Annotated in this window: 19 protein-coding genes and 1 pseudogene; 12 read left to right on the top strand and 8 right to left on the bottom strand. The window is 41.4% G+C overall.

The window, feature by feature from the left end:
- The 3 genes from VNZ46_RS03395 to VNZ46_RS03385 form a co-directional block, all read left to right on the top strand.
- A partial coding sequence (locus VNZ46_RS03395; RefSeq protein WP_325558683.1) for a vitamin B12 dependent-methionine synthase activation domain-containing protein occupies positions 1–1,924 on the top strand: 1,924 nt, incomplete at its 5' end.
- A gap of 58 nt (positions 1,925–1,982) precedes the next feature.
- Entirely contained in the window at positions 1,983–2,939 is a 957-nt protein-coding gene (locus tag VNZ46_RS03390) for a methylenetetrahydrofolate reductase (protein WP_325558682.1), read from the top strand.
- 69 nt (positions 2,940–3,008) lie between these two features.
- Positions 3,009–3,443 carry an META domain-containing protein gene (locus VNZ46_RS03385; protein ID WP_325558681.1) on the top strand — a complete coding sequence of 145 codons (435 nt, stop codon included), beginning with the start codon at positions 3,009–3,011 and terminating at the stop codon, positions 3,441–3,443.
- A gap of 19 nt (positions 3,444–3,462) precedes the next feature.
- Here the strand turns inward: VNZ46_RS03385 and thrC are convergent, their stop codons facing one another.
- From thrC to thrA, 3 genes are read right to left on the bottom strand one after another with little or no spacing between them, the layout of a single operon-like run.
- A complete protein-coding gene (gene thrC / locus VNZ46_RS03380) occupies positions 3,463–4,770 on the bottom strand; it encodes a threonine synthase (RefSeq protein ID WP_325558680.1) in 1,308 nt (435 codons plus the stop codon).
- A 26-nt stretch (positions 4,771–4,796) separates the two neighbouring features.
- Entirely contained in the window at positions 4,797–5,732 is a 936-nt protein-coding gene (locus tag VNZ46_RS03375) for a homoserine kinase (RefSeq protein WP_325558679.1), read from the bottom strand.
- Positions 5,729–8,176: a bifunctional aspartate kinase/homoserine dehydrogenase I gene (thrA, locus tag VNZ46_RS03370; RefSeq protein ID WP_325558677.1), complete on the bottom strand. Its 2,448-nt coding sequence runs from the start codon at positions 8,174–8,176 to the stop codon at positions 5,729–5,731. The genes VNZ46_RS03375 and thrA overlap by 4 nt, the downstream gene beginning before the upstream one ends.
- A gap of 257 nt (positions 8,177–8,433) precedes the next feature.
- Between thrA and rsgA the strand changes: the two genes are divergently transcribed.
- From rsgA to VNZ46_RS03355, 3 genes are read left to right on the top strand one after another with little or no spacing between them, the layout of a single operon-like run.
- A complete protein-coding gene (gene rsgA, locus VNZ46_RS03365; RefSeq protein WP_199078766.1) occupies positions 8,434–9,354 on the top strand; it encodes a ribosome small subunit-dependent GTPase A in 921 nt (306 codons plus the stop codon).
- Positions 9,351–9,803, top strand: coding sequence for a D-aminoacyl-tRNA deacylase (dtd, locus tag VNZ46_RS03360; protein WP_325558675.1), 453 nt, complete (start codon positions 9,351–9,353; stop codon positions 9,801–9,803). The genes rsgA and dtd overlap by 4 nt, the downstream gene beginning before the upstream one ends.
- Positions 9,803–10,129 carry a nucleotide pyrophosphohydrolase gene (locus VNZ46_RS03355; protein WP_325558674.1) on the top strand — a complete coding sequence of 109 codons (327 nt, stop codon included), beginning with the start codon at positions 9,803–9,805 and terminating at the stop codon, positions 10,127–10,129. Before dtd ends, VNZ46_RS03355 begins: the two co-directional genes overlap by 1 nt.
- 1 nt (position 10,130) lies before the next feature.
- On the opposite strand, the gene VNZ46_RS03350 is transcribed toward VNZ46_RS03355, so the two are convergent.
- The 3 genes from VNZ46_RS03350 to greA form a co-directional block, all read right to left on the bottom strand.
- Complete coding sequence (locus tag VNZ46_RS03350) at positions 10,131–12,596, bottom strand: DUF5686 family protein (protein ID WP_325558672.1); 2,466 nt, start codon at positions 12,594–12,596, stop codon at positions 10,131–10,133.
- A 352-nt stretch (positions 12,597–12,948) separates the two neighbouring features.
- The gene (locus VNZ46_RS03345; protein WP_325558671.1) at positions 12,949–13,341 is read right to left on the bottom strand and encodes an HIT family protein; all 393 of its coding nucleotides are present in this window, start codon (positions 13,339–13,341) and stop codon (positions 12,949–12,951) included.
- Positions 13,342–13,352: 11 nt separating this feature from the next.
- Entirely contained in the window at positions 13,353–13,826 is a 474-nt protein-coding gene (gene greA / locus VNZ46_RS03340; RefSeq protein WP_133782200.1) for a transcription elongation factor GreA, read from the bottom strand.
- 293 nt (positions 13,827–14,119) lie between these two features.
- On the opposite strand from greA, the gene VNZ46_RS03335 reads away from it, so the two are divergent.
- Positions 14,120–15,994, top strand: coding sequence for a M1 family metallopeptidase (locus tag VNZ46_RS03335; RefSeq protein WP_325558670.1), 1,875 nt, complete (start codon positions 14,120–14,122; stop codon positions 15,992–15,994).
- A 23-nt stretch (positions 15,995–16,017) separates the two neighbouring features.
- Here the strand turns inward: VNZ46_RS03335 and VNZ46_RS03330 are convergent, their stop codons facing one another.
- Positions 16,018–16,953, bottom strand: coding sequence for an NAD(P)-dependent oxidoreductase (locus VNZ46_RS03330; protein WP_325558669.1), 936 nt, complete (start codon positions 16,951–16,953; stop codon positions 16,018–16,020).
- Between the two features lie 11 nt (positions 16,954–16,964).
- The gene (rsmA, locus tag VNZ46_RS03325) at positions 16,965–17,756 is read right to left on the bottom strand and encodes a 16S rRNA (adenine(1518)-N(6)/adenine(1519)-N(6))-dimethyltransferase RsmA (RefSeq protein ID WP_325558668.1); all 792 of its coding nucleotides are present in this window, start codon (positions 17,754–17,756) and stop codon (positions 16,965–16,967) included.
- 100 nt (positions 17,757–17,856) lie between these two features.
- Between rsmA and pdxA the strand changes: the two genes are divergently transcribed.
- The 5 genes and pseudogenes from pdxA to VNZ46_RS03300 form a co-directional block, all read left to right on the top strand.
- The gene (gene pdxA, locus VNZ46_RS03320; protein WP_325558666.1) at positions 17,857–18,936 is read left to right on the top strand and encodes a 4-hydroxythreonine-4-phosphate dehydrogenase PdxA; all 1,080 of its coding nucleotides are present in this window, start codon (positions 17,857–17,859) and stop codon (positions 18,934–18,936) included.
- Positions 18,937–19,027: 91 nt separating this feature from the next.
- Positions 19,028–19,561, top strand: coding sequence for a DUF177 domain-containing protein (locus VNZ46_RS03315; protein WP_325558665.1), 534 nt, complete (start codon positions 19,028–19,030; stop codon positions 19,559–19,561).
- Positions 19,562–19,579: 18 nt separating this feature from the next.
- Complete coding sequence (gene rpmF, locus VNZ46_RS03310) at positions 19,580–19,771, top strand: 50S ribosomal protein L32 (RefSeq protein WP_108555155.1); 192 nt, start codon at positions 19,580–19,582, stop codon at positions 19,769–19,771.
- 100 nt (positions 19,772–19,871) lie between these two features.
- Positions 19,872–20,810 carry a phosphate acyltransferase PlsX gene (gene plsX / locus VNZ46_RS03305; RefSeq protein WP_316837590.1) on the top strand — a complete coding sequence of 313 codons (939 nt, stop codon included), beginning with the start codon at positions 19,872–19,874 and terminating at the stop codon, positions 20,808–20,810.
- Between the two features lie 11 nt (positions 20,811–20,821).
- Positions 20,822–20,941, top strand: a pseudogene (locus tag VNZ46_RS03300) (3-oxoacyl-ACP synthase); the annotation flags it as partial.

The raw sequence follows: 20,941 nt of genomic DNA, 5'->3' as shown, positions 1-20,941 counted from the left end.
TTACCATGCCATCCGCGCAGGTTTAGATATGGGGATCGTAAATGCAGGGATGCTGGAAGTTTACCAGGAAATTCCGCCCGAACTGCTGGAACGGGTAGAAGACGTGTTACTGAACCGCAGGGAAGATGCCACGGAGCGGCTGGTAGAATTTGCAGATACCATAAAATCTAAGGGAAAAGAGATTGTTCGTGACGAAGAATGGCGTAAAACTTCCGTTGAGGAAAGATTATCACATGCCCTGGTGAAAGGGATTATTGAATACCTGGATGCTGACGTGGAAGAAGCCCGACAAAAGTATGCCCGTCCGATCCAGGTCATCGAAGGCCCTTTGATGGACGGGATGAATATTGTGGGGGATCTTTTCGGTGCCGGAAAAATGTTTTTGCCACAGGTGGTTAAATCTGCGCGCGTGATGAAGAAAGCAGTAGCTTATCTATTGCCCTTTATTGAACAAGAGAAGCTGGATAACCCGGGCGGTGACCAAAGTTCCTCGGCAGGAAAAGTATTGATGGCCACGGTTAAAGGAGATGTACACGATATTGGAAAAAATATAGTTGGCGTTGTATTGGCCTGTAACAACTTTGAAATTGTGGACATGGGCGTTATGGTTCCCGCACAGGAGATCATTAAAAAAGCCAGAGAAATCAATGCGGACATTATTGGCCTGAGTGGTCTGATTACCCCTTCACTGGATGAGATGGTACACTTTGCCAAAGAAATGGAGCGGGAAGGTTTTACTATTCCACTGATTATCGGAGGCGCAACTACTTCCAGAATTCATGCTGCCGTAAAAGTGGCCCCAAACTATTCCGGACCAGCTATACATGTACTGGATGCCTCCAGAAGTGTGACTGTATGCAGCACCTTAATGAATAAAGATACCCGCGATGAGTATATTCAGGGCATTCGGGAAGAATACGACAAGGCGCGTGAAGCCCATTTGAACAAACGTTCTGATAAGCGTTTTAAAACGATAGAAGAAGCCAGAACAGAGAATTTCAAGATTGATACGACTCTGGTTGCCCCTGCTCCTTCTTTCACCGGAACCCGGGTATTTGAAGATTATCCTTTGGAAGAACTGGTGCCTTATATTGACTGGACTCCTTTTTTCCAAACCTGGGAGCTTCGGGGGAGTTACCCCCGTATCCTGGAAGATAAACAGGTAGGTGATGAGGCCCGTAAACTTTTTCATGATGCGAAAGTTCTGCTGAAGAAAATCGTAGATGAAAAGTTACTTAAGGCTAAGGCAGTTATAGGCTTCTGGCCGGCAAATGCCGTAGGAGATGATATTGTTCTGGATGTAGAAGGCAAGGAAGTGGTGATCCATACCTTACGGCAGCAGGCAGAAAAAGTAGCTGGTCAGCCTTACTATGCCCTGTCTGATTTTGTGGCACAGAAAGAGACGGGAGTACCAGATTATTTTGGAGGATTTGCCTTGACCACGGGTATAGGTTGTGATGAAATGGTGGCTGAATTTGAAGCCAATTATGATGATTACAACAGCATTATGGCTAAAGCACTGGCAGACAGACTTGCTGAGGCCTTTGCGGAAAAGATGCATGAACTAGTGCGTAAGGAATATTGGGGATATGCCAGTGAAGAGAACCTGAGCAACGAAGAACTCATTAAAGAAGAATATGCAGGGATTCGCCCTGCTCCTGGATATCCAGCCTGCCCGGAACATACAGAAAAAGGTACATTATTTGAATTACTTGACGCAGAAGCAAAGATTGGACTGCATTTGACAGAGAGTTACGCTATGCATCCTACCGCAGCGGTAAGCGGTTTTTATTTCGCACATCCTCAATCCCGCTACTTTGGTCTGGGCAAGATCACAAAAGATCAGATAGAAGATTATGCCATTAGAAAAAATATGCCTGTAGAGGAAGTAGAAAGGTGGCTTAGCCCGAATTTAGCTTATTAGAACAGGAGACCTTAGAAATTTAGACAAATAACCGAACCAACCATACGGAAACATCACAATGAAGATTACAGACCACATTAGTAACGCGAAGGGTAAAACCTTATTTTCTTTTGAGCTTTTACCGCCTGTTAAAGGACAGAGCATCCAGGGTATTTTTGATGCGATAGATCCTTTAATGGAATTTAATCCGCCTTTTATTGATGTGACTTACCTTCGTGAAGATTATATCTACAAACAACATCCCAGCGGTTTGCTGGAAAAGGTTGCCTACCGTAAACGTCCAAGTACTGTGGCCACCTGTGCAGCGATCATGAACAAATATCGGGTTGATGCCGTGCCGCACTTAATCTGTGGAGGTTTTACTAAAGATGAAACGGAAAATGCGTTAATTGACTTGCAGTTCCTGGGGATTGACAACGTACTTGTTTTACGGGGCGATGCCCGAAAAAGCGATAGTTCTTTTATCCCAACCCCCGAAGGCCACGCTTTTGCATCCGATCTGGTACAGCATGTAGCAGATATGAACAATGGAAAATATCTGCATGAAGATATGGATGATCCGGAGAAAACAAATTTCTGTATAGGTGTTGCAGGTTACCCGGAAAAACATTTCGAGGCGCCAAACCTGGATACAGATTTCAAATACCTGAAACTGAAAGTAGATCTGGGCGCAGAATTTATTGTAACCCAAATGTTTTTTGACAACGAAAAATACAGGTTATTTGTGGAGAAATGCCGGGAGAATGGCATTCATGTACCTATTATTCCTGGCTTGAAACCAATCACCAGTAGTAAGCAGCTGGTCAGCCTTCCAAAAACTTTTCACCTGGATATTCCGATGGCATTGAGCGAAGCTATTACTTCCTGCAAATCGGAAAGTGATGTTAAGGAGGTAGGTATAGAATGGATGATTGAACAATGTAAAGGACTTAAAGAATTGGGAGCGCCTGTATTGCATTTTTATACCATGGGAAAGAGTGGCCCGACCCGCAGAATTGCACAGGCTATTTTTTAACCGATCTGCTTTATAATTTTCTTTATGGAACGTTATTTGCTCCTGTTAAGGTAAATAATGAATAAAATTATGAAAAGATTATCTGTTATCGCTCTTTGTTTAACAAGCATTTTATTTGCGTGCAGCAGCATTAAACATGGATCTAAATCTTCAGGTCTGGCCAAATTGAATGGCACCTGGGAGCTCAATTATATTACCGGTCCAAGAATTGCATTCAATGGGCTTTACCCGAACAGGAAACCGACCTTAGTGGTCAACACTGCAGAAAAAAAGATCAGCGGAAACAGCAGCTGCAATAATTACAGTGGTGTTTTGGTAGCAGACGACCATAAGATCAGTTTTAAAGGACCAATTGCCTCTACCAAGATGGCTTGTCTGGATGGCAACGGAGAAGGTGTTTACTTCAAAACATTAGAGCAAGTAACTTCTTATGATATAGTGAACGACACCACGCTCAACCTGATTTCAGGAGATATTGCTGTGATGCGGTTCACTAAAAAATAAATTTGACTTACCTGATTGTCTAAAGCGCCATCAGGTAAGCTTTAAAGGCATCAAAATCGGCATCCATTGCAGTCGCGTGTTTGGCACGGCCCATGATTTCTTTAACCTGTTCTGGTATTTCTATTTTTGTAGAAATCTCTAAAGGAAAAACATCTGGAAATTTACATGGATGGGCGGTAGACAGGAATACGCCTGCAAATTGTTCTTTTACATGTGTTTTTGTATAATCCTCCAGGGCCAGCCAGGCGATAGCTGTATGTGGACAGGCAATATATTCATACTTATTATAGATATCGTTAATAGCCTGAAGGGTTTGTTCATCACTGTAGGTGTATCCTTTAACCTTATTCAGAATTTCTGCCCTGTCATTGTTGAACAGATCCATAATCCGAACCCAATTGCTTGGCGCTCCAACATCCATAGCATTGGCATAGGTCTGGACGGAAGGTCTGGTTTCGTAAACACCGCTTTCCAGAAAACGTGGAACAGTGTCATTCGCATTTGTTGCGGCGATAAACTGTTTAACCGGTAAGCCCATTTTATAAGCCAGCAATCCTGCCGCTATATTTCCAAAGTTTCCACTTGGAACCGAGAACACCACATTTGTTTTCCCCTGTCGGGCCAGTTGGGCATAGGCATGGAAATAATAAAAGGTTTGAGGGATCAGCCTGGAGATGTTAATGGAATTGGCAGAGGTTAACCGCATCTTTTCATTCAGCTGATCATCTGCAAAAGCCTGCTTCACCAGTTTCTGGCAATCGTCAAATGTGCCTTCGATCTCTATAGCATGGATATTTTGCCCATTGGTACAAAGCTGCAGCTCCTGAATATCACTCACTTTTCCTTTCGGATACAATATCGTTACACGGGTATTGGGCACTCCAAGAAAGCCTAAAGCTACTGCACCACCGGTATCTCCGGAGGTGGCTACAAGCACATCCAGGACTTCTTCTCCATCCTTCAGGAAATAAGCCATTACACGGCTCATAAAACGTGCGCCAAAGTCTTTGAAAGCAAGAGAAGGACCATGAAACAACTCCAGAACATAGGTATTTTTATCGAGACGGTTTGCCGGAGCATCAAAATTAATAGCATCGTCTACGATACGTTTGAGATCTTCTGAAGGAATCGCATCTTTCAATAAAGCAGAAGCAACTGTAAATGCGATTTCAGGCAAAGTATAATTGCCCAGGTTTTCTATAAAATCCGGAGCCAGCTGCGGGATATTTCCGGGCATATACAAGCCTTTATCCTGAGGCATACTGTTGAAAACGGCTTCGGGAAATTCGACACTTAAATGATGGTTGTTGGTGCTGTATAATTTCATAATTGGTTTTTAAAGGTTGAAGATGTTTAATCAAGGACCACCGGGCCCATTTTATTTACAGGAGAAACAAACCCGAGGCTGTTAATGTTTAAGCCCTTCAGCTGGTTCTGCAAAGAAAGGGTTATCACTCTGGCCGTCTCTTCATTTTTAGTTAATGCAAAAACGGAGGGCCCTGACCCTGAGATTCCAAAGCCCACAGCTCCCTGATCCAGGGCAAGAGCGCGCATCTTATAGAAGTCGGGAATGAGAATTGATCTTGTCGGTTCTACAAGCACATCGACCATACTTCTTCCAATCAGGTCATAATCCTTCATAAAGAGACCGCTCACCAGGCCTGCTACATTGCCCCATTGGGTTACGGCATTTTTGAGCAGAATCTTAGAACGGATCATTTGTCTTGCATCTTTAGTAGGCACATCTACTTCCGGATAAACAATGGCCGCATACATATCTTCTGGAAAAGGAAGGCTGATCACATCCAGGGGCTCGTAACTTCTGATGAGTACGAAACCACCCATTAATGCAGGTGCAACATTATCGGCATGTCCATATCCACAGGCCAATTCCTCCCCTTTCATTGCAAAAGGAATGAGTTCTTTGTTGCTCAGCAGGTTATCCATCAAGGTATTGATGGCAAACAAACCCGCTACTGTACTGGCAGAGCTAGAACCGAGGCCACTTCCGATGGGCATTTTTTTATGAAGTTCGATTTCTACACCAACGTCTGTGCGTCCAATATGCTCCAAATAATGCTGTACGCTGGCGCTTACCGTATTCTTGTCCGGATCCAATGGCAACCGCCCCTCATCTCCTGTAATCTTGATGAGTTGCACGCCAGGCTTACCGGTCATTCTCATGATCACTTCATCGCCCGGAGCATTAACTGCAAAACCAAGTACATCAAATCCGCAAACTACATTGGCTACTGTCGCCGGAGCAAAAACTTTTACTGAATTCCTCATTTCTTACCTACGTTTATAATATCTGCGAATACACCTGCCGCTGTTACCTCTGCTCCTGCACCAGGCCCCTTAACAACCAGCGGCCTGCTTTTATACCTGTCTGTTGTGAAGGAAATAATATTATCACTACCAGACAACATATAAAAAGGATGTGTATCGTCTACCATTTGAAGGGTAATGTTCACTTTTCCATCTTCCAGCTTACCGATATAGCGCAATACACGTCCTGTAGATTCAGCTTCGTTTTTTAATTGCTCGAAATAGGCTTTGTTGTTTTCCAGTTCTTTATAAAAATCCTCTACAGAGGCCGCAGCCAGACAGGCTGGTGGCAGCATGCTTTCAATAACTACCTCTTTCTCTTCCATGGCATAACCTGCATCCCTGGCCAGGATGAGCATTTTACGCATGAAGTCTTTTCCATTGAGATCATCACGGGGATCCGGTTCAGTATAACCCAGATCTTGAGCTTCTTTAACTACTTTATGGAAAGGAGCATCACCCTTAAAGTTATTAAAAATATAAGAAATTGTACCGGAGAGAATGGCTTCAATGCGAGCCACTTTATCCCCGCTCATCATCAGGTCTTTTAGGGTGCGGATGATTGGAAGCCCGGCTCCTACATTAGTTTCATAGTAAAAGTCTACCCCATATTTTCTAGCTGCTTTTTTAAATGCAGCATATTGTTCGTAATCTGCAGAATTACCAATCTTGTTACAAGTTACAATAGAAATACTGCTCTCCAGGATTTCCTGGTAAAAATTGACGGGATTGGCACTGGCTGTGTTATCTACAAAAACACAGTTAGGTAAGTTCATAGCCTTCATCTTCTGCACAAAAAGTTTCAGGTCGGCTGGTTCAGCTTGTTCTTGCAGTGTTTGCTCCCACCTGCAAAGATCTATGCCTTCTTTACTGAGATACATTTGACGGGAATTACTGATGCCCATCACTTTAACCTGCAGGTCATTGTTCTTTGCAAGAAAAGGCATCTGGTTCTGCAATTGGCTAAACAGGGTTTTTCCAATATTTCCGGTACCCAGACAAAAGACATTTAGTGTCTTCTTCAAATCCGAATAAAAAGAATCATGTACTGCATTGACTGCTTTGGACAGATCGGCCTTGGAAAGGATAACAGAGATATTATATTCAGAAGAACCTTGTGCAATGGCTCTCACATTCACCCCATTGCGGCCAAGGGCGTTAAAGAGTCTTGCCGACATGCCCGGTGTATGTTTCATATTCTCTCCAACAATGGCCAGTACAGAAAGACCACTCTCTACTTCGGGGTATTCCAGTTTTTTTGCCTGTAACTCCAGTTCAAATTCCTTATTGATCAGGTTCAGGGCTTTAATGGCATCTGCCGGCTTTACTGCAAAAGTAATACTGTGTTCGGAAGACGACTGCGTGATAAGGACCACATTGATCTGTTCTCTTGACAATAGCGAGAACAAGCGACCGCTAAAGCCTGCTTTTCCAACCATCCCACTACCAGACAGGTTCAGTACACTGATCTCATCGATAGAGGAAATCCCTTTAATAGGCAAGTTACATGTCTTTACATTGTGACGGATATAAGTTCCCGGGAATCCAACATCAAATGTATTTTTGATCACAATTGGAATTTTCTTCAGGAAAGCCGGGATCATGGTCGGGGGATAGATCACTTTTGCCCCGAAATAACTCAGTTCCATAGCTTCTGTATAACTTAACTCTGATAGAGAAAAGGCCTTTTCTACAATCCTGGGATCGGCAGTAAGCATCCCATTGACATCTGTCCAGATCTGGATCTCCTTTACATTTAAGGCAGAACCCCAAATAGCAGCGGTGAAATCACTTCCTCCTCTACCCAAGGTAGTCACGCGTCCTTCTTCATTACTTGAAATAAATCCGGTGACAAACAGAAGCTGATCCGAATTGGACTGGTAATAATCGTTGATCAACAATTCGGTCAACGCAGTGTTTACTTTGGCTTGTCCAAAATTACTGTCGGTTTTGATGAGTTCCGAACCGTCCACAGCAACTGCATTGCTGAATTTTTGCCTGGCAATATGTGCAACCATAAAAACAGAGCAGCGCTCTCCATAGCTCAAAATAAGGTCTTTAGTTTGTGCGCTTAATTCACGGAGGTTAAAAACCGATTGAAGTATGTCCTCCAATTCATTAAAATAAATCTTTAATTTTGTAAAGACGGGATTTTGTGCCGATGCGGGCAACAAGGCTCTGATCACCTCAAAATGTTTTTCTTCAATGGCTTTTAGCTGTGATGCATAGTCTTCTGCTACCTGGGCTTTCTCTGCCATTTCCAATAAGAGGTTGGTTACGCCACTCATTGCCGAAAGGACAACGATCACATCTTCTTTCTGCCGGGCATGTTCTACGATGCCCAGCAGCGCCTTGATGCTGTCTGCTGATCCAACTGAAGTGCCTCCGAATTTTAAAATATTCATGGTTTTAGGTTAAAAAAAAGCGCCTTCCTGTTTAGAGGAAGGCGCTTTTCGTGGTTTCTATGTATTTTAATTTTACACCATTAGCTTTCCTTCCTCCGAGATTCCCCGGTGGTGGTGGTAATGGTAGTAATTGACAATTGACTATTAAACATTATTGTATTTTTTACACTTACTGTGCTGTGGAGTAAAGTAAAGTTATATTTTTCTAAATACCAAATGATTGGCCAAAAAAATATTTTCTACCTTTACCTCCTTATATGCAAGGACTCGTAATTAAATCAACAGGGAGCTGGTACCTGATACATGCAGAAGATGGCCGGAACTATGACTGCAGAATTAAAGGTAAATTCCGCATTAAAGGGATTCAAACCACCAATCCTATTGCTGTTGGTGATCAGGTAGAATTTGAACTGGAACCCAATGCAGAAACTGGGGTAATCCATAAACTGCTTGATCGTAAAAACTATATCATCCGCAAATCCATTAACTTATCTAAACAGGCACAGATCATTGCAGCCAACCTGGACCAGGCTTTTCTGATTGTTACACTTGCTTCCCCAAGAACATCTCTTGGATTTATAGACCGTTTTCTTGCAACAGCAGAGGCCTACAGCATTCCCACAACGCTGATCTTTAACAAATTGGATCTTTTTAGCGAAGAAGGCCTGGAGATTCTGGCAGCATATAAGGACATCTACGAACATATCGGTTATCCCTGCTATGAGGTTTCTGCCCTTGAAGGAACCAATATTGACCAGGTGGAGCAATTATTAAAAGACAAAACCACTTTATTTTCCGGTCACTCGGGAGTAGGAAAGTCCAGCTTGATCAATGTTTTATTGCCTGGAAGAGATATCAAAACAGGTGAAGTTTCTGAATGGAGCGACAAAGGACAGCATACGACAACTTTTGCAGAAATGCATACACTACCTTTCGGAGGCTATCTGATCGACACCCCCGGAATCCGGGAATTGGGGATCTTTGACATCAGACCAGAAGAACTGGGTCATTATTTCAGAGAAATGCGCGATTTGATGAACGAATGTAAATTCAACAACTGCAGGCATATCAATGAACCGGGCTGTGCAGTAATCCGTGCCGTGGAAAACGAGGAGATCGCACTAAGCAGATATGAGAGTTATTTAAGTATTTACCATGGAAACGAGACCAGGGCATGAGGGCAGTGATTCAAAGAGTTTCCGAAGCCAGTTGCAGGGTTGATGCAGAACTTACCGGTGCCATTGAAGGTGGTTTGCTGGTATTGCTTGGCATAGAGGATAACGATACGACCGAGGACCTGGACTGGCTGGCTCAAAAAATTGCAGGGATAAGGATTTTTAGCGATGAGCAGGGACTGATGAACAAGTCTTTGTCTGATACCGGCGGAAATATCCTGCTGATCAGCCAGTTTACCCTGTTCGCTTCAACAAAAAAAGGCAACAGGCCTGGATTTACCAGGGCAGCAAGACCAGATAAAGCAATTCCACTTTATGAAGGTATGATTTCAAAGCTTACGGCACTTTTAAATAAAAAAATTCAGACCGGCATTTTTGGTGCAGATATGAAAATCAGTTTGCTGAATGACGGTCCTGTAACCCTGATCATCGACACAAAGAATAAAGAATAATGACGATAGAAGAAGCACAGAAGACGGTTGATCAATGGATCACCACCACAGGGATCCGCTATTTTAATGAACTGACCAATACGGCTATTCTCATGGAAGAAGTTGGTGAGGTGGCTCGTATTATGTCGAGAAAATATGGAGAACAATCTTTTAAGAAAAGCGATGAAGCCGTAGATCTGGGTGATGAAATGGCTGATGTACTTTTTGTACTGATCTGCCTGGCCAACCAAACCGGGATAGATCTCACTGCTGCGCTCGAAAAAAACCTCATCAAAAAGAGTATCCGGGACGCGGACCGTCATCAGAATAACGAAAAATTAAAGTAATTTATAACCTGAATTGTAGGGTGGTCCGTATGGCGAAATTGGAAGGTTCCAGGCCAGCATCGTTTAAATGTTGTTTATGAGTAAGACGATGTAAAAAATCTACCCTTAAGATTTTGAAAATGTTCTCAACCCCATAACCAGCTTCCACATAAGGAATACCTTCAAGACTCCGATTCAGTTTACCCCTGCCTCTGATAAAGGCCTCATTGTTCTGATCACTCAGACTTCCTTCCAACACATTCAAGACTGCTACTGTACGCACATTTAACTTTTTAAGTAGAGGGATGCTGTTGGTAATCAATCCGTCCATGTGTTGTGTATAACTCAAAGATACATATCTGTCGCTTGTAAACTCCAGGAAACGCATGGTATTGAAATTGAACCGATGATTTTCCAGTAAGGGATAAGGTAATGCATCAGGGATATATCCTGCGGTAAGGGAATATTCACCCCTTCCAAAAATACCCAGCAGTGGTCTTTGATAAATATTAAACGCCAATTTATTGTAATTAAAATCTCCTCCCGCGCCTTTTATGCCGTGGGTATAGCGAAAAGTAAAAATGGGGCTGCCATTGCCGTTTCCGATCATGATTCTTTTATTGATTTTGGAAGATTCCAGCAAACGCCGTCCGGGCGTCCATTGTACTTCAGCAATCGATTCTGAAACTTCGTAATTCTTGTACGTAATCTTATCCTCATTGTCCCGGTATATAAAGTTAAACAAAGGATCAAAGGTCCGGTGCGCTAAACTAAGTTTGCCTCTTACATTGGAGAAAAGATCTGTTTGCACATATGTATTCCATATATTTTGTGTAAATGGCCCTCTTTTACTCACTTTACCGTTCCTTATAGAGGCACTGAAAACGTTATTCTGTGCAAGAACAAAGTTTTCAAACTGATAACCCGTTTGTCCGATATCATGCTGATAAGAAATACCGGCCTGCACCCAGGGCTTTCGGGAAAAAATATAGTCAACGGCACCATTGTATTTAAATCTCTCATCTCTGAAACCATAACTTAAAAATCCGCTGAGGATCAGCTTTTCGCTAAATCGGGTATTGGTGGTAGCACCTATCCTTAATACAGATCCTTCCAGATCGTTGTAGCTGTAGGTATAAGGATAAGGTCCAAAACTGATCTTTCCAACTTTATAATAGCCATTGATCAACATCCCCGCGATGTCTGCATAAGTTTTAACCAAAGGCAGGTTTTTAACGGTATCTATCATCTTATAGACAGCCTTATCGGCTGCAGTAAGTGAATCTGCACGATTTTTAACCCAATATTTTTCATCTATTTTATTCACATCCTTATCCATCACCATGGGCTCTTTAAATAAAGATGGAGGATAATCTTTATTCACCTCGATATCTTTATTAGATAAATAGAACTTAGCAATAAAGCCAGATAGCTTTTTAGAGGTTGTACCCACGTTAATCACAATACGGGTTTGTTTGGGTATCCAGGCTGTTGTACCTGAAGGTTGTACCATGGCTTGCTGTATCCTGATTTTATTTAGAAAATTCAGATTGGCATCTTTAGAAACGGTACAGTCTATCCTATATAAGGCATAACTGTCTTTAGTAATCCACATGACTCCGTCAAAGGCAAGATCATGGGATCTTTTAGGTTTAAACTCAATTTTATAGTATTCTTTTCCTTCTATCTTATCATGAGCATCGGTAAGCTCATAATTATAATAGGTTTTCCAGCTATTGCTCGTAGGTGAAATGAATTCTTTATTGGCCAGTTTAAGAAAGTTGCTATAAAAATTATATTGTAAAAAAGTGGAGCCCGCCAGCTGAGAGATCAGGGTTTCATCTTCTATTCCGACACCACTTACTTTTGTTCGCAGCACATGTTCTGTTTTCTGTTCCGGACTGGTCATATACCGATAATCTGAAATGGTCTCCGACATAAATATAGGCAGGCTTGGCGATCCTTCTTCCCCCGCAATTTTCTGTAAATCGTCCATTAGTGGAAGTACCTGCCTGATGACTTTGTTTTTCTTCATCTTCTCCCCAATATTGACCACAGAAATCTCTATCCTGTTGTAGCTTTGGTAACCATAGCTTTTTAAATAGCGATGGTCATTCTGAGGCTTGTTTTTTACCAGGTTCTCCATGATCTCCCAGGCAGGGTTCACATAGGATTTTGGAGTTATGGTTACAGTGTTTAATAAACGGCCACCCTCTGCAAGCTGAAAATCCAATATAGGATGACTGCCCTGGGGTAACAATTTCCTTGTTGTAGTGTAACTAACGTATGTGGTATAAACAGAATCGGTGGCTAAGTTTTGAGGGATAATCAGGCGGTACAGACCATCGAAGTCAGAGGCGGCCGCCTTCTTCTTTCCATCTTTGAGTTTTACGTAAATCGTTGCATAAGGAATCGCTTCTCCGGTTTGTGCATCCGTAACCTTTCCGGTCAGTGTCCTGAGCTCCTGGGCTTTTAAACTGTTCTCCATGCAAAGCATCATTAGCAGCAAAAGGCCTGTATATATATTGATGAACCTGTATAAAATCGCCCTGGTTGCCTTCATTTAAAGAGAAAAATTAGATAGTTAAGCCGGTAGCGTTATCAGTTTTGCCCCCGGGATGAGGTGTAGCGAATTGAAACAAACCTGTTACAAATATAACATTGCAATGTAAAGTTTTACATAAAGATGAATTAATTTTGAAATATTTTAAAACTTTTTCGAGGTTCTGTTTGTATTCGCTTAAAAAACAAAATACCCGCATGTGAATCATCACCGTAATTTCATAAAAAAAAGGCATTCAATAATAACTGAATGCCTTTTTTTTATGAAAAATAACAAATTATAATTCTGCTTTAATTCTTGAAGCTGCTGCTTCCAGCTCTTCCTGGCTTGGTTTTAACTTCTCTCTGCTGAAATTCATATCACTTACATTATTCATGGGAATCAAGTGAATATGCACATGCGGTACTTCCAACCCGATCACCGCCATGCCAACTTTCACACATGGAAATGCTTTTTTTAAACCTTGCGCTACGATTTTAGCAAACAATGTTAGTCCAAAATAGCTCTCCTCGTCCATATCGAAAATATAGTCAATCTCTTTTTTGGGGATCACGAGCACATGCCCCATTGTGAGCGGGCTCACATCAAGAAAGGCCAGAAACTCTGTTGTCTCCGCCACAATATGCGCCGGAATTTCACGATTAACAATTTTTGAAAATATACTTGCCATAGGTTTACTGATTATCTGCTGATCTCTAGGATCTCAAACTCGATTTTACCTGCAGGAACCTGTATTTCTGTTTTATCACCTACAGATTTACCCAATAATCCCTGCGCAATAGGCGATTTCACAGAAATCTTTCCCGTTTTAAGATCAGCCTCTGATTCTGCAACCAGCTGGTAAGTCATAGTTGCTCCATTTTTTACATTCTTGATTTTCACGATAGACAAGGCCAAAACCTTTGTAGTATCTAGTTTAGATTCATCAATCAGTCTTGCGGTAGATAATGTAGTTTCCAGTTTCGCTATTTTCGCTTCATGCAAGCCCTGTGCTTCTTTAGCTGCATCATATTCTGCATTTTCAGAAAGATCTCCCTTATCTCTTGCTTCCGCAATTTGCTTGGATATCATTTGTCTTCCTGTAGTCTTTAAATAGTGTATTTCCTGTTTTAATTTTTCCAGACCATCATTGGTATAATATGTAACATCTGTCATAGCTCGATTAATTTATATTTTATTATACTATACTTTTTAGCTCGTTAAAGGAGTCAATCCGCATTGATCATTTCATATGCCTGAACGGGGTTCCTCTAAAATACAAACAAGACTATATCGGCACTAGGCCTACATAGTCTTGCTTCAATTAAAACGAAGATAACAGCCAATTCTTATAAAAGCAAATCTTTTCAGCGAAATATGACGCTGAGGTAAAAAATAGAATATAAAGCCCACGCACCTCTCCATTACCGCATTTTTTACCTAATTTTAAAATACGTTAACCCATTATTATGCACAAAAAACTATTCAACACGCTGGTCTTCATCGTGCTGGGAACTTATTCTTTAAGCGCTCAGGATTTATACATGCCCCGCAACATCAGGAATGCTTACAACAAAGAAACCCGCTCCATCGATGGCAGACCTGGTAAACAATACTGGCAAAACCGTGGTAAGTATGCTATTAATGTAACAGTGACCCCACAGACAAAAACCGTTAGCGGAACAGAAAAAATAGAATATACCAACAACAGCAAGGATACTTTAAAAGTACTGGCCATTCGTTTTGTAAACAATATCCATAAACCTGAAGCCCCAAGATCCGGCTATGTAAGCACAGACTTTTTGAGTACTGGATTGGCCATCACCTCCTTTGAGGTAAACGGACAAAAATACCAGCTTGATGCCAAGGACTGGGGCACAGTTGAAGATGTCAAGTTAAAGACACCACTTGCCCCCGGCCAAACAGCCAGTCTGAATATAGACTGGAATTACCCACTCTCCAAACAAAGCGGACGGGAAGGTCAAATTGACAGCACTACTTATTTTGCAGCTTACGCATATCCGAGGGTTTCTGTATATGATGATTATAACGGCTGGGACAAACTCCCGCATTCTGACAGAGGCGAGTTTTACAATGATTTTAACGACTATACTTTATCTGTTAAGGCACCAAAGAACTACGTAGTATGGGCCACAGGAGATCTGCTGAATCCAGATGAAGTGCTACAACCGGCCTTCGCTGAAAAGCTCAGGAAATCCTATCTGTCTGATGAAGTAACTCATATGGCTACTGCGGAGGAGATGAGAAAAGGTCTGGTAACGAAACAAAATACCTGGAACACCTGGAAGTTTGAAGCCAAAAACATCAGTGATGTTACTTTTTCTTTAAGCAATCATTATGTGTGGGATGCTGGTAGCGTGGTGGTTGATGAAAAGACAGGCAGAAGAGCTAGTGTTCAGTCTGCCTACAGTGAAACTGCAAAAGATTTCACATTCATGGTAGACTTCGGGAAAAAAGCCTTGCATTGGTTCTCCAGGAATTGGCCCGGAATTCCCTACCCATTTTCAAAAATGACCGCCTTTCAAGGTTTTGCCGACATGGAATACCCAATGATGGTCAACGACTCAAGTACACCTGACCCCGGCTTTTCTCAATTTGTATTGAATCATGAAGTTGCTCACACCTATTTTCCATTCTATATGGGAATTAATGAAACCCGTTATGCTTTTATGGACGAGGGATGGGCAACTACACTTGAATATCTAATCGGAATAGAACAGATTGGAAAAGAGGCCGCTGACCAGGCCTATCAGGATTTCAGAGTGAAACGCTGGATCTTTGACCCTTCGGGCGAAGAGGACCAGCCTGTAATCTCTCAATCCACACAAGTTTCCGGCCTTGGATATGGCAACAACTCGTATGTAAAACCGTCACTTGCTTACCTGGGCTTAAAAGATATGCTTGGTGATGAGATCTTCAAAAAAGCACTCCATGTATATATGGAACGCTGGAATGGAAAACACCCTATTCCCTGGGACTTCTTTTATTCGATAAATGATGCGACCAAACAAGATTTAAACTGGTATTGGAACAATTGGTTTTTTAGTAACAACTATATTGATCTTGCGATTGAAAAGGTGGCAATAAAAGGCAATAATTATAGCGTCTCCATAAAAAACATTGGAGGGTTTGCAATTCCATTTGATGTCAAAATTACTTACGCAGATGGCAAAGAATCTATATTACATCAATCACCCGCCATCTGGAAGAGCAACCAAAAAATGGCATTGGTCCAGATCAATGCCACAGCTAAAATTCAGTCTATTGTAGTCGATGGAGGTATTTTTATGGATGCCAGGCCAGCCGACAACAAATGGAAATAATTTCCTCTTAGAGAGATTAGGGCTTAATGCCCTAATCTTAATTCTTCCAGCTTCTGCGCCAGCACCTCCGAGATTTTCCTATAGGAATCAAAGGTCCACCCACCCACATGAGGTGTTAAAAGTATCTTTCCTGAAGCAACCAAGTCCCGATACCAGTCTTGTTGAGCCAGTGCAGGAAACTTTTCTGTTTCCAGTACATCAAGCCCCGCAGCTAAAATTTTTTTATTCGCTATAGCTTTCAGTACTGAAGCAGTGCTGACAATTTCGCCTCTTGCCGTATTGATGAAAAAGAAAGGTTTTTTGAAATGGAAAAAATATTCATCGTTGACCATTTGCCGTGTTTCTGAGGTTAAAGGAATATGCAGACTCAGCACATCGCTTTGTCTTACAATTTCCTCCATACTTACTTCCCTCGCATAAGCATCAGAAAAACCGGTTTTGTACTTATCATAAGCAATGACATTGACTTCAAAGCCAGAAAGCTTTTTAGCAAAGCTCTGCCCCATAAAGCCATAGCCAATAATCCCAACAGTTTTTCCTTTTAATTCCCAGCCGCGGTTGCCTTCCCTGTCCCAGGTACCCATACGGATTTCGGAATCAGCTTTTTGAAAATTATTCATCAGAGACAGCAACATCCCTATAGCATGTTCGCCCACGGCATCTCTATTGCCTTCGGGAGCATTGATCAATAATATACCTTTCGTACTGGCATATGCTTCATCAATATTATCCAGGCCAGCACCTGCTCTGGCAACAAATCTAAGGTTTGGTGCCGCATCCATCAATTCCTGGTCTATCCTGAACTTGGTACGCACCGCGATACCGGTATATTGTGAGATCACAGACAGGGTTTCAGCCCGGCTGATCAAGGGTTGGTCATCAATGTCATACCCCAGTTCCATTGCTTTTTCTTTAAACACAGGATGGAGGTCGTCAACAATTAATATTTTAGGATTCATTATAAATTAAGCTAAGCAATTGTGGTCATTAAAGCAGTAAGATGTTGTGTCAGATGGATAAAGTCCTCCACACTGAGTTGCTCAGCACGTTTATCGAAAAACGGATGATTATCCATTTTATCTTTAGGAATAGTTCCGGAAAGTGCATTTCTCAAAGTTTTCCTCCTCTGGTTGAAGCCGCCCTTAACTGTTCGCCAGAACAGCTTTTCATCGCAGGGCAATTGTGCTGTTTTGTTTCGGCTTAACCTGATCACACCGGAATTGACTTTAGGTGGCGGATTAAATGTCCCTGGTTTTACAGTAAAAAGATATTCAATATCATAATAGGCCTGAATCAGTACGCTTAGAATACCGTATTCCTTTGTTCCCGATTTAGAAGCACAGCGCTCTGCAACCTCTTTTTGGAACATTCCAACCATTTCAACAACATGCTCCCGGTGTTCCAATACTTTAAAAAGAATCTGAGAGGATATATTATAAGGGAAATTTCCAATAATAGCAAACTTTCCAGGAAACACTGTAGCTAAATCAAGTTTTAAAAAGTCCCCATTAATGAGTTTACTTCCCAACTGCGGATATTTCTCCTGCAGGAAATGATAAGACTCCACATCTATATCGATCAAATGGGTTTCAAGATCCTTACGTTCCAGCAAAATATCAGACAAAATACCCATACCCGGCCCAACTTCAAGAACCTGATGGTACTGATCTGTATGAATAAGGCCGTTTACAATCTTTGCTGCAATATTTTTATCGGTTAAAAAATGTTGTCCTAAATGTTTCTTTGCCTTTACCAAACTCATATGCTCCTGATCTAAAGATGCAAAATAAGCAAAGTTTTACCAGTATCGGCGTAAGATTACTGTTAAAATCTGTAATTTGCGCTAAATTCTAAAGTTGAGCATGAGCAATAAAGTAAAAATAGGTATTAGCGTTGGTGATGTGAACGGAATAGGTTTGGAAGTGATCCTGAAAGCCTTATCGCACACCAGCATTTTTGATTATTGTACACCTATTGTGTATGGGCATACCAAAGTAGCTTCCTATCACAGGAAGGCACTGGGCTTATCTGATTTCAGTTTCAATGTAGTTACGAATGCAGGGCTAGCCAATCCTAAGAAAGCCAATATGATCAATTGCTGGGAAGAAGATGTCAAGATCGACCTTGGTGTCGCAAATGAAATTGGCGGGAAATACGCTCTTCTTTCCCTGGAGAAAGCAACCGAAGATCTGATTAATGGAGAGATTGATGCCCTGGTTACGGCCCCCATCAACAAGTTTAACATCCAATCGGAGACCTTTAAGTTCCCGGGTCATACAGAATATCTTCAGGAGCGCAGCAAGAGTTCAGAAGTATTGATGTTCCTGATCAGCGAAGAACTCAGAATTGGCGTGGTTACCGGTCATATTCCGGTTAAAGAGATTTCCGGAAGCATCACAAAAGAAAAAATTGTTCAGAAATTAAAAATGATCAATGACAGCCTGAAAAAAGACTTCTGGATTGAAAAACCTAAAATTGCTGTTCTGGGTCTTAACCCTCATGCAGGAGACAACGGCTTACTGGGCAAGGAAGAAGAAGATGTTATTATCCCCGCTATTCATGAAGCGTTCGATAAAGGGGTAATCTGTTTTGGACCTTATCCGGCCGATGGCTTTTTTGGAAATGGCACTTTCAAACAGTTTGACGCTGTTCTGGCGATGTATCATGATCAGGGACTGATTCCATTCAAAACCATCGCTTTCAGCACGGGTGTAAATTATACCGCCGGATTAAAATTTGTACGTACCTCTCCAGACCATGGAACCGGTTATGATATTGCAGGTAAAAATCTGGCAGATCCGACTTCATTCATTGAAGCCATTTTTGCAGCTACCCATATTGTAAAGAACAGGCGTGAACAGGAAAGTTTATTAAGCAATCAGCTAAAAACCGGAGGCAAAATCGTTGAGACTGCGCTGGATATAAAAGACGACGCAAATTAAGCCACCTGGAAAGCTTTTTTAAAAATATACAAAAAACACTTTACATCTATCAAAATAATTCATACATTTGCGGGCTAAAATTTTGTTACAATTGAAACCGTTAAAACAATTTTCAATCCCCTTTACAGGCTTAAAAATTGGCAAACATCAATTTGAGTTTGAAATTGATAACAGCTTTTTTGAGGCATTTGAGTACTCTTTGGTAAAAAAGGGCAGTTTAAATGCAACAGTAGAGCTGGATAAACAGGAAACAATGCTAATTTTACAAATCCATGTAAAAGGAACTGTAAAACTAGAATGCGACAAATGCTTGGCAGAATTTAATTCGCCTCTGGATATTAAAGAAAGGCAGATTGTGAAATTTGCTGAGGATGAATTAGAAAGCGATGATCTGGAGATCATTGTATTGAATAAAAAAGAGAGTGCTATTGATGTGTCCGAAATCATTTATGAGTTCATTAACGTATCAGTACCGTTCATTAAGATCTGCGGACAGAATGGAGATGGCCAGGAATGTGATCGGGAGATGATTGCAAGACTCGAAAGTCTCTCTCACGGAGCAGATAAAAAAGAAGAATTAACGAGTGATGACCCAAGGTGGGCAGCATTAAAGAAATTAAAATAATAATTAAATAAATTAGTAATGGCACATCCAAAACGCAAGGTTTCTAAAAGTAGAAGAGACAAAAGAAGAACACACTATAAAGCAGAAGCTCCTTCTCTGGCTACTTGCCAAACAACTGGCGCTATCCACGTACCTCACCGTGCGTATAACGTTGATGGTAACTTATACTACAACGGTAAATTAGTTATTGAAAACACCTCTATAGGGTAATTTTTCTTGAAAAATAGTTTGTGTTTTGCCAGGGTTTAAGTTTATCTTAGACACTTGAAAGAAGCACAATAATGCTGTTTACACAAACTGATTTTTTACTATGAAAATAGGTCTCGATATAATGGGCGGAGACTATGCTCCCGAATCAAATGTTTCGGGAGCAATAGCTGCTCATCAACTTCTATCGCCCGGAGAGCACATCGTGCTCATTGGTGATACCAACCAGATTAAGCCCCTGCTCTCAGAAAAAGGCTTTAACCCTGACCATTTCGAATTCGTTCATACCGAAGAAGTGATTGGTATGGGGGAACATCCCACAAGGGCATTAGCCCAAAAACCAAACTCAAGTATTTCCGTTGGATTCAATTTACTCAAAGAAGGTAAACTGGATTCCTTTGCCAGTGCAGGTAACTCAGGAGCCATGATGGTCGGTGCTGTATTTAGTGTAAAAACAGTACCCGGTATCATCAGACCTTGTCTGTGTACTATTGTACCAAAACTGGACGGCGGCAGAGGCTTAATGCTTGATGTAGGTGCAAATGCGGATTGTAAGCCTGATGTTCTGGTTCAATTTGGAGCCGTAGGCAGTTTATACGCTGAAAACGTGATGCAGATCAAAAACCCAAAAGTCGGTTTAATTAATATTGGAGAAGAGGACGAAAAAGGAAATATGCTGAGTTTGGCTACATTTCCCTTAATGAAGGAATCTAATCTTTTTAATTTCATCGGAAATATTGAAGGTCGTGATCTCTTCAATCAAAAGGCCGACGTCATTGTATGTGATGGTTTTACCGGAAATATTATGCTTAAACTTGCAGAGTCTTTTTATATAATGACCATTAAAAAGGGCCTGAAGGATGAATTCTTTGACCGGTTTAATTACGAGAACTATGGCGGAAGTCCTGTTTTGGGCGTCAATGCTCCAGTAATTATTGGTCATGGGATCTCTACTCCTACTGCGGTAAAAAATATGATCCTGCAATCAAGAGATATGATAACTACTGGCTTGGTAGGAAAGATACAAGCTGCTTTTAAATAAATTTTGAAAAAATGAGTAAAATCCACGCCGCTATTACTGCGGTTCATGGTTATGTTCCTGAATATATTCTAACCAATAAGGAACTTGAATCCATTGTTGAAACCACTGATGAATGGATTACTTCCAGAACG

Source organism: Pedobacter sp., assembly GCF_035566355.1.
Lineage (GTDB): Bacteria > Bacteroidota > Bacteroidia > Sphingobacteriales > Sphingobacteriaceae > Pedobacter.
This window is presented reverse-complemented; position numbering and strand designations above follow the sequence as displayed.